Source organism: Terriglobus sp. YAF25 (assembly GCF_052113305.1).
Classification (GTDB): Bacteria; Acidobacteriota; Terriglobia; order Terriglobales; family Acidobacteriaceae; genus Terriglobus.
In genome coordinates, this window is the sequence record NZ_JBFRCY010000207.1 from 1 (window position 1) to 9488 (window position 9488).

Below are 9488 nucleotides of genomic sequence, written 5' to 3' on the forward strand. Positions count from 1 at the left end.
TGAACGAAAAAACACAGATGATCCGCACTCAGAACTTCATCCACTCGAGGCGGCACCAGATACCCTTGCTCCGGCGAATACGGCAAATACCGTGACATACTCTCTTCTCGTATAAATAACCCCGAAAAGCAAGTACTCACACAGACTCTAAAAGCCCATTACTTTTTGCCGTTTATCAGCGGGCTGAAGCCCGCTGCTCCCACCGCTTTCAAACCATGATTCTCAGACCAAACGAACTTGTCGATACGCCTATAGGAAAAGCAGGCGCGGGAAAGAATAGCGCAACAAAAGGCTTGCTCCGGCCGCGTGATTGGCCGGAGCAAGCCTTTTGAGCATCAAAACAAAATATGGACGCCCATGATTCTTCGGGGCGACAATATTGCCGTCTCGTTGACCCAGTGTGGCTAGATAGGCCGACGAGACCTGGCCGGAGGCATGCAGCAGCGCTGACCTCGGGATCGCCCCGTTCGGTAGCCGGTGTGATTGCCATCACCGACTTCGATTCCCGGACACGCGCACTCTTACTTTGCTGCCAGCGGCCGCGAAAGGAGTGTGTTTCATGGCGCTCAGTTCCCATTCCGCAGCTGTTGAGATTCACCTTCAGACCACACGGTTGAAGTTCCGGCATATTCTCGTCGCGACCGATTTTTCCTCCTACGCGGATGCGGCCCTGTTCGCAGCCTGCCATCTGGCTCGTACGTACCAGGCTGAATTGGTGCTCTTCCACAACATCATTCCTCCGGTCATTACGCCCGACGCCACGCTGACTACCATTGAAGCCTCGTCGGCCGCCTGCGCCCATGCCGAAAAGCGCATGGCGGCACAGATCGCGGCACATATGGAATTGACCACCGTGCCTCACCGCATCGCCATCCGCGAAGGCTATCTGAACGAGGAGCTTGCCAGAGTGGTCAAAGACGAAGCAATCGATCTGCTGGTGGTCGGCTCACATGGCGCGCGCGGATTTGAGAAAGTCCTGCTTGGTTCCGTGGCGGAGTCGATGTTGCGCCGGTCCCCCATTCCGGTCATGATCATCGGCCCGGAGGCCAAAGTCGCCGAAACGCCCACCTGCATTCTGCTTGCCACCGATCTTGAACCCGCAGCATTGCATGCGGCGCAGTATGCGACCTCGCTCGCCGAGGAGTTTCAGGCAAAGCTGACACTGTTGCACGTCCTGCCCAAGGCCGGCTGGCCTACCAGCGAAGAACGCGAGGCGATTGAACATCGGCTTCAGCAACTGGTGCCGGCCGATGCAACGGCGTTCTGCCAGGCTGGATATCGTGTACGGCACGGCGAACCCTCACGGGAGATCGTCGCGCAGGCCAAGCAGTGCGAGGCCAACCTTATCGTTACGGGCCGCCATAATAAGGGTCCGCTCTCAAGTCGAGCTCTTTGGACCACGCTCACACGCCTGATCCAGGAAGCTCCGTGTCCTGTCTTGACTGTTCGCTAGGCATCACCCCGGATAGGAGGGCCGCCATGCACCGCTACGAAACATATTGGATTATCACGTTGTTCCGCGGGGTTCTGGCGATCCTGTTCGGCTGTGCCATTCTGCTTATCCCGCAGATGTCGTCCTCGGTCTTACTATTGCCGTTTGCCATGGTGCTGTCAGTGTTATTTCTGGCAGGCTATGGCGCGGCAGACAGTGCCTTGGTGTTCTTTGAAAGCTTTGCGCTCCCCAAGCGCCCTGGCCAGATTGCAAGCCGGTTGCAGGGATCGGTTGGTATCACGATCTCGTTGCTGCTGGCGACCATCGCCTTTGAACATGCCCGTCTGCATTGGTTCTTCTATCTGGTAGCGGCACAAGCCGGAGCGGCTGCCGTGTCAGACATCGCCACAGCTCGTCATGTGTGGCGTCACCATCGCACGATCGTGGTGTATGCCTCGGCACTCGTCTCCGGCGCCGCATCGCTTTACTTTCTGATCAGCGCCCTCATGGAAGCACCCCTGGCAACGGACACCTCGATGCGCATGCTCTACGGCTATCTGCTTGGCTTCGGGACCGTCAACATCGGTTTGGCATGCATGCTGCTGCAGGAAAGACCATATCCTCACCACGTGCCGCCGACATCTACGCTGCGGCACATCCACTGATTCGGCAACAAATTACATTTCCCCAATTGCCGATGGGTTCTCGCTCGCTCTAGAGCATTTTCCTGTAGGTGTGGTGCAGGGCTTATGCATCTATGGGCGTTTTCCGCAAAATGAAAACGCCGCTGTACGGTTCTCCGGGATACCCAGCAACAGGAAAAATGCTCTACACTGCTGCGCATGCGCCGACTCCTGCTTGCCTGCTCGTTGCTGTTGCCCGTCTCTGCTGCAACCCTTCACGCCCAGGACTGGGCCAAAACCCGCCTCGACAAGTCTCCGCGTCACCGCGAGTACATCTCCCTGAAGACCTCCGGTGGACCGGTCCAGGCCTTCGTCGTCTATCCGGAGATCAAGGACAAAGCTCCCGTCGTCGTTCTCATTCACGAGATCTTCGGGCTGAGTGACTGGATGAAGACCATGGCCGACGACCTTGCCGCCAGCGGCTACATCGTAGTGGCTCCGGACCTGCTTACCGGTAAAGGTCCGAACGGCGGCAATACCGATTCGTTCGCCACCCGTGATGAGGTCACCAAGGCCGTCTCCACGCTCTCGCCCGACGCCGTCACCGAAGGCCTGAATGCCGCGGTCGCGTATGCAAAGACGATTCCCGCCGGCAACGGCAAGATCGCCGTCGGCGGCTTCTGCTGGGGCGGAGGACAGACCTTCCGCTTTGCGACGAATAACCACGACATCTCCGCCGCGTATGTCTTCTACGGACCGCCACCCACCGCGGACGATATGAAGAAGATCACCGTACCGGTATATGGCTTCTACGCGGGCAACGACGCGCGCATCGATGCCACCATTCCCTCGACCATCGAAGCGATGAAAGCCGCCGGCAAGACCTACGAACCAGTCACCTATGACGGCGCAGGCCATGGATTCATGCGTGCTGGCGTTGACCCGACTGATACCAACCCGAATAACAAGAAGGCGCGTGACGACGGATATGCGCGCCTGRCAACACTGCTGAAGTCACTCTCAGGGACAAAGAAATCCCCTGTAGAAAGCACCCCCAACCGTTCGATGGTCGCCAAGGCAGCGAAGGGTAGCAAGTCTAAAAAGGCTGCCGCAGCCACCATGGACTGCCACGACATGTCTACCATGTAAGAGTGGACGAACAGAGTATCCCTGTACTGCAGACGCAACTGGACGAGATCACCGCGAACACGCGGCGGCTCGTCCAGGCTGAGCGTCTGGAAATCAATGAAAACGCCATCGCTGAGTTATTCGCGACCGGCATTGAAGACCGTATTCTCCCCGTAGGCTCCAGGGCTCCTGAGTTTTCTCTTCCCGATGCCATCAGCGGCAAACCCATCCGTTCCGCGGACCTTCTCGCTCTGGGACCGCTGGTCATCAACTTCTTCCGCGGACGCTGGTGTCCCTACTGCATCACCGAACTGGAGACCTGGCGCGAGCTATACCTCCGTATCGCGATCTTTCTCTCGGGCACCAAACCGCCCCTGCCGGTCATCTATCGAAGGGGCCTCGGGCTCGGCGATAGAGCATTTCCCTGTAGGTATAGAGTAGGGCTTCCGCATCTATGGGCGTTTTCCGCAATGAAAACGCCGCTGCACGCACCTTCCGGAATACCCAGTAACAGGAAAATGCTCTAATGAAACTGATGGGCCGCGAGACACGTCGGCTGCGGCCAAAACACTCACCTGCTACAAGACATAGAACGGAGCAGAATATTTCGTTATGAGCACTTCGACCGCATGGAGCGCGCTTGCGCAGCACTACAAGGCTATTGAAAAGACTCACCTGCGCGAGCTGTTTGCCACTGATCCCGGCCGCGCCGAGCGCTATGCCCTTGAGGCTGCCGGAGTCTTCGTCGATTTCTCCAAGAACCGCATCACCGACGAGACCCTGAATCTGCTGCTCTCGCTGGCCAATGAAGCCGGCCTGAAGGACAAGATCGTCGCCATGTTCTCCGGCGAAAAGATCAACATCACTGAGAACCGCTCGGTACTGCACATCGCTCTGCGGGCCCCCAAGGGCACCCAGATCTTCTCCGACGGCAAGGATGTTGTTCCCGAGGTTCACGAAGTCCTGGACAAGATGTCCGGCTTTGCTGATCGCGTCCGTTCCGGTGAGTGGAAGGGCTTTACCGGCAAGACGATCAAGACAGTCGTCAACGTCGGCATCGGTGGATCGGACCTCGGCCCGGTGATGGCCTACGAGGCGCTCCGCCACTACTCCAAGCGCGACATCGGGTTCCGTTTTGTCTCTAACGTCGATGGAACTGACATCGCTGAAGCGACCCATGACCTGGATCCGGAGACAACGCTCTTCCTGATCGCGTCGAAGACCTTCACCACTCTGGAGACCATGACGAACGCGCACACCGCGCGCGAGTGGCTGCTGAAGGGGCTGAAAGATGAGAAGGCCGTTGCCAATCACTTCGTAGCCATCTCCACCAATGCCAAGGAAGTGGCGAAGTTCGGTATCGACACGGCCAACATGTTCGGCTTCTGGGACTGGGTCGGCGGACGCTACTCCATGGACTCAGCCATCGGTCTGTCGACGATGATCGCAATCGGTCCTGACAACTTCCGCCAGATGCTCGCCGGCTTTCATGAGATGGACGAGCACTTCCGCTCCACCCCATTCGAGAAGAACCTGCCGGTCATCCTGGGCCTGCTGAGCGTGTGGTACACCGACTTCTTCGGCGCACAGACCTATGCTGTGCTGCCTTATGACCAGTATCTAAAGCGCTTCCCTGCTTACCTGCAGCARCTSACCATGGAGTCGAACGGCAAGCACGTTACGCTGCAGGGCGAGCATGTCGCCCACGATACCGGCGCCATCTACTGGGGCGAGCCCGGCACCAACGGCCAGCATAGCTTCTACCAGTTGATCCACCAGGGCACGCGCTTGATCCCTGCCGACTTCATCGGCTTCATGCGCTCGCTGAACGCAGTAGGCAATCACCACGACCTGCTGATGGCGAATGTCTTCGCGCAGACCGAGGCTCTGGCCTTCGGTAAGACCGCGGAGCAGGTGAAGGCTGAGGGTACAGCCGACTGGCTGGTACCGCACCGCGTCTTCGAGGGCAACCGTCCGTCGAACACCATCCTCGCCGAGGAGCTGACTCCGAAGGTGCTGGGAACACTGGTGGCTCTGTACGAGCACATCGTCTTCACCCAGGGTGTGATCTGGAATATCGACTCCTTCGACCAGTGGGGCGTAGAGCTTGGCAAAGTACTCGCCATGCGCATCGTTCCCGAGCTCGAGGGTGCAGGCGAACTGAAGCACGACACCTCCACCAACGCTCTGATCGAGCGTTACCGCAAGGCCCGCCGCAACTAGAGCATTTTCCCTGTAGGTGTAGAGTAGGGCTTCCGCATCTATGGGCGTTTTCCGCAATGAAAACGCCGCTGCACTCCTCTCCCGGGATACTCAGCAACAGGGAAAATGCTTTAAACAAATCTCGCAACCGTAGAGGCCTGCTCTTCATCAAGAAGAGCAGGCCTTTTACATCTTCAGAGAGACTGGTTCGCATGGAATCGCTCGAGATCCGCATTGCTGACTTTGACGATCCCCACACGCGCGATCTGCTCGCGCTTCATCTGGCCGGGATGCGTGCTTCTTCACCGCCGGAGAGCGTGTATGCTCTCGACCTCTCGGGCCTGAAGAAGCCCGAGATCACAACCTGGAGCGCATGGCGCGGAAATCGTCTGGCTGGAGTAGGAGCACTGCGCATGCTCAGCGCAGACGCAGCGGAGATCAAGTCCATGCGGACTCATCCTGACTTCCTGAAACAGGGCGTCGGCAGAGCGATCCTCACCCATATCGTGGAGACAGCGAAGCAGTGCGGGATCAAGCGCCTGAGCCTCGAGACCGGCAGCGGCCCAGCCTTTGACGCAGCAGTACAGCTCTACCGAAACTTCGGCTTTCAGTTTGGCGAACCGTTTGGAGACTACGTCCCCACAGGTTTCAGCCAGTTCCTGCATCTGGAAATTGCATAGGATTGCGCCCAACCCGTTCGAGCTACGCTCGAACATTATTCAATTCTTCAATCTCCCCTAAGCCAGAAACTCCATCACTGCCTCATTCCATAGACCCGGCCGATTGAGGCACGAGAGATGGCCTGAGGGCAGTTCACGATACCGTGCCGAAGGAATCTGCTCGACCAGAAACTTCTGGTCCGCAGGAGGCGTGGTTGGATCTTCATTGCCTGCGATGCAAAGCACCTGCAGCGGGATCTGGTTCACGCTCTCACGAAGATCCGTCGTTGCCAGCACCTCGCAACCGGCGGCATAACCTGCGATGCTGCTGCGGCGAACGGAGTTCTCCAGCTCCGGGACCACCTCGGGATGCTCCGCTCGGAAGTCCGCCGTCAGCCAGCGCTCCGCGCTCCCCGGCAGAAACTGTTCCACACCCGCAAGCCGGGTACCTTCCGCGCGTTTCTGCCAGAACTCGGACGTGCCGATCTTGGCAGCCGTATTCGATAGCACCAGTCTCTCGATGCGGTCCGCCGCATTTACACCCAGCCACTGGCCGACCATGCCACCGATGGAGATACCGCAGAAATGAGCCTTCGCAATGCCGAGATGATCCATCAGGGCAAGAACATCGTTCCCCATACCCGCAAGCGTATTCGGTGGCTGCTGGGAGTTTGAGCGGCCAAAGCCCCGCTGCTCATAAACCACGGTCCGGAAGGTGCGGCTGAAGTGCTCCGCCTGTGCGCTCCACAGGTATGTGCCCTGACCAAGAGAGTGGCTAAAGATGACCGCAGGCGCGCCTTCAGGACCGGCGGCCTCGTAGTAGATCGTCTCCTCACCGCCCAGTTGAACCAACACCGTATCAGTTCTCCTTGATTCCGTAACGCCGTTCGTTTATCGTCACTATAGTGCGTCTATCGCACGGGATGTTGTATGCCGAACCAGACTGACTCTGCCGCCGTTATCGCCGAAGCTCCCGCACCTGCTCCCACAGTCCGGCAGACGCCGGCTTCATCCCTGGATCAATTTGCTGGTGATCCTAATTTTATGACGTCGCTGGCCCGAGGCCTCGTCGTCATTCAGGCATTCACCCAACAGACACCGCAGATGACCATCTCGCAGCTTTCGGCGAAGACCGGTCTGTCGCGCGCTGCAGTGCGCCGCTGCCTGTACACCCTGACGAAGCTTGGCTTCGCCGGCGCCGAGGACGGTCAACGCTATTCGCTGCGGCCACGGCTGCTTACGCTGTCGCACACCTACACCTCGTCCAGTTCCCTCTCCTCTTCCGCCCAGCCAATCCTGGAGCGCATGACCCAGYAGTTCCGCGAGTCGTTCTCGGTGGCTACACTGGACGGTGATGAGATCGTTTACGTAGCCCGCTCTCAAGTCTCCCGCGTCATGGCGGTCGACCTGCACATCGGTTCGCGCCTGCCGGCCTTCTGCACGTCCATGGGCCGTGTCCTGCTGGCCTACCTGCCGCCGGAGCAGCTCGAACAGTTCCTCGCGCGTATCACTTACTACCCGTACACCAACCGCACCATCACCACTCCTGACCGCCTGCGCCTGGCGATCCGCAATATCCGCCGCAATGGCTTCGCTATCTGCGACCAGGAGTATGAGATCGGCCTGCGCTCGATCGCCGTACCGGTCTTCGCCCCTTCGGGCAGAGTTGTAGCGACTCTCAACCTTTCCAGCCATGCGCCCCGTATGCCGCTGCCGGACCTTCAGCAGCGCTATCTGCCGCACCTGCGCGCAGCCGCCAACGAGCTCAGCATGTTCCTGCGCTAAAAGATTCGGCTAAAGAAGAAGGGGCACGGCGATTGCCGTGCCCCTTCTTTTTGTCCATCTCCCCTACATCGCAACTTTAAAGTGTTGCTTTAAGAATTCGACGTAAACTTTCCAATCATTTGGCACCATGCCATGTCCACCATCATGCATGTAATAGGCGAGGTCATGGAAGATCTGCTGGTCTGGCGCAGGCCACTGCGTCGTTCCCAGAGGCTGTTTACCAAGTAAGGTGTAGACCGGACCGGCCGCCACCTCTGCCTCAAACTCCCCCTTTGGATCGGACCAGGTATCGGTGTTCCCGGTCTGCAGCAGCAGCGGCCGCGGAGCCACCAGGGCGACCAGCATGTGCGCATCCACCGGCAGTTTGCTGACATCGGTCGCGTACTTCTGGTAGTTGATCGCGAACTGATAGGGGTAGCGCCGGGGGCTGACCAGGTCCTCAATCCTCTCTCCGTAGTCGCGGCGGCTGAGCGCGGCTCCTCCCTCACCGCTGCAACTGGCAATCACGGCGGCGAACCGCTGGTCATGCGCTCCCGCCCACATCGTGGTCTTGCCCAAACGAGAGACACCGTGGACCGCAACCTGTTTCGCATCTACCGCCTTGTCGGTCTCCAGGTAGTCCATCACCCGGCTCATGCCCCAGGCCCAGGCACTGATCGATCCCCATTCATCCGGAGCGGGTTCGATCTGGCCGGACTTCAGGTAACGGGCGCGAATTCCCTGCTGCAGACCGCCAAGATAATCCGGGTCCAGATCGCCGTAGTAGAACGTCGAAACTCCGATACCCGCGTCCAGGAATGCCTCGACATCGATCTTTCCGAACTTGCGGCCCTGATCCGCAGGAACCCTGGTCTTAGTCTTCGCATCCCAGATCATCCCAACCTTGATGCCGGGGTCGTCGATCATGTTCGAGGGAGCCGTAAAGCTGATGGAGAGAAGCATCGGTGACGGCCCCTTTGCCTTGGCCGGGAGATACTCCACCAGTTGGATCTGGGGCGCAGCGGGATCCTTATCAACGTGGATCATTACCTGACGGCGGATGGCCTTCCCGTTAAACGCAACTCCTTCTTTTTCAAAAACCTCGAAGCTCTCATCCTTCGGCCGGCCGGGGGCGCGGCCGTATTGTTGCGTCTCAAAAAGTGACACAATTTCAGGACGCCGTTTGCTGATCCAGGTCTTTGCATCCTTTACCGGCTTACCATCAGTGGTCTTCAGCACTTCAGGCAAGGTGTAGGGCTTCACCTTGGATTCGTCGGTATTCGTCGGATGGTTGGGATTAACACCCTGTGCAGCCGCAACCGCCACCGCCGCCAGAAGCATGGCGCTACCAATAGATTTCGTTCGGGTCATGGATTTTCTCCGGGCACACAAACTAAAAAAGCTGCAACTCTGCTGTCAAATGAAAATTCGGCAGCCTTTATTTTCAGGCGCCCTCACCCTCAAGAACGGCGGCGCCGGGGAGCCTGTGTTCCACGAGCAGTGGGGTACTTCCCTTGGCCGTCGTTGCCCCCATCATCAGCAGGCAATACAGCAAGCCCGAAACGATGAAACCGACAAACCAGGCATAGTCGTACAGCCAGCGGAGCGGGGGAACAACGATGCCCACCAGGGCGACAACGATGCCGGCTATCAGAGCAATGATGGCGCGGATGTTGAAGC

At 58.6% G+C, this 9488-nt stretch carries 9 protein-coding genes and 1 pseudogene; 7 read left to right on the plus strand and 3 right to left on the minus strand.

The features are described 5' to 3' along the window. Window positions 1-559 precede the first annotated feature (559 nt). From AB4043_RS10585 to AB4043_RS10610, 6 genes are all read left to right on the plus strand, one after another. A complete protein-coding gene (locus tag AB4043_RS10585; protein ID WP_442299876.1) occupies window positions 560-1453 on the plus strand; it encodes a universal stress protein in 894 nt (297 codons plus the stop codon). A gap of 26 nt (window positions 1454-1479) precedes the next feature. After that, window positions 1480-2097, plus strand: coding sequence for a hypothetical protein (locus AB4043_RS10590; RefSeq protein WP_442299877.1), 618 nt, complete (start codon window positions 1480-1482; stop codon window positions 2095-2097). A 177-nt stretch (window positions 2098-2274) separates the two neighbouring features. Continuing rightward, window positions 2275-3204: a dienelactone hydrolase family protein gene (locus tag AB4043_RS10595; RefSeq protein WP_442307023.1), complete on the plus strand. Its 930-nt coding sequence runs from the start codon at window positions 2275-2277 to the stop codon at window positions 3202-3204. Between the two features lie 2 nt (window positions 3205-3206). Continuing rightward, complete coding sequence (locus AB4043_RS10600) at window positions 3207-3710, plus strand: redoxin domain-containing protein (RefSeq protein ID WP_442307024.1); 504 nt, start codon at window positions 3207-3209, stop codon at window positions 3708-3710. 85 nt (window positions 3711-3795) lie between these two features. Next, entirely contained in the window at window positions 3796-5406 is a 1611-nt protein-coding gene (gene pgi, locus AB4043_RS10605) for a glucose-6-phosphate isomerase (protein ID WP_442299880.1), read from the plus strand. A gap of 191 nt (window positions 5407-5597) precedes the next feature. Further along, window positions 5598-6065, plus strand: coding sequence for a GNAT family N-acetyltransferase (locus AB4043_RS10610; RefSeq protein ID WP_442299881.1), 468 nt, complete (start codon window positions 5598-5600; stop codon window positions 6063-6065). Window positions 6066-6122: 57 nt separating this feature from the next. On the opposite strand, the gene pcaD is transcribed toward AB4043_RS10610, so the two are convergent. Then, window positions 6123-6899 (minus strand): 3-oxoadipate enol-lactonase, encoded by a 777-nt coding sequence (gene pcaD / locus AB4043_RS10615; RefSeq protein WP_442299882.1) that lies wholly within the window; start codon window positions 6897-6899, stop codon window positions 6123-6125. 75 nt (window positions 6900-6974) lie between these two features. Here pcaD and AB4043_RS10620 point away from each other — a divergent pair, with 75 nt between their 5' ends. Next, entirely contained in the window at window positions 6975-7829 is an 855-nt protein-coding gene (locus AB4043_RS10620; RefSeq protein WP_442307025.1) for an IclR family transcriptional regulator domain-containing protein, read from the plus strand. A gap of 63 nt (window positions 7830-7892) precedes the next feature. Here AB4043_RS10620 and AB4043_RS10625 read toward each other — a convergent pair whose 3' ends face one another. Both AB4043_RS10625 and AB4043_RS10630 read right to left on the minus strand, forming a co-directional pair. Continuing rightward, window positions 7893-9179, minus strand: a complete 1287-nt coding sequence (locus AB4043_RS10625) for a glucuronyl esterase domain-containing protein (protein ID WP_442299884.1) — start codon at window positions 9177-9179, stop codon at window positions 7893-7895. Window positions 9180-9252: 73 nt separating this feature from the next. Beyond that, window positions 9253-9488 (minus strand): annotated as a pseudogene (locus tag AB4043_RS10630) (hypothetical protein); the annotation flags it as partial.

Bases quoted from the DNA above. Each gene is read 5' to 3' on its own strand.
- AB4043_RS10585 (WP_442299876.1), top strand. From the start codon at position 560: ATGGCGCTCAGTTCCCATTCCGCAGCTGTTGAGATTCACCTTCAGACC.
- AB4043_RS10590 (WP_442299877.1), top strand. From the start codon at position 1,480: ATGCACCGCTACGAAACATATTGGATTATCACGTTGTTCCGCGGGGTT.
- AB4043_RS10610 (WP_442299881.1), top strand. From the start codon at position 5,598: ATGGAATCGCTCGAGATCCGCATTGCTGACTTTGACGATCCCCACACG.
- AB4043_RS10625 (WP_442299884.1), bottom strand. From the start codon at position 9,179: ATGACCCGAACGAAATCTATTGGTAGCGCCATGCTTCTGGCGGCGGTG.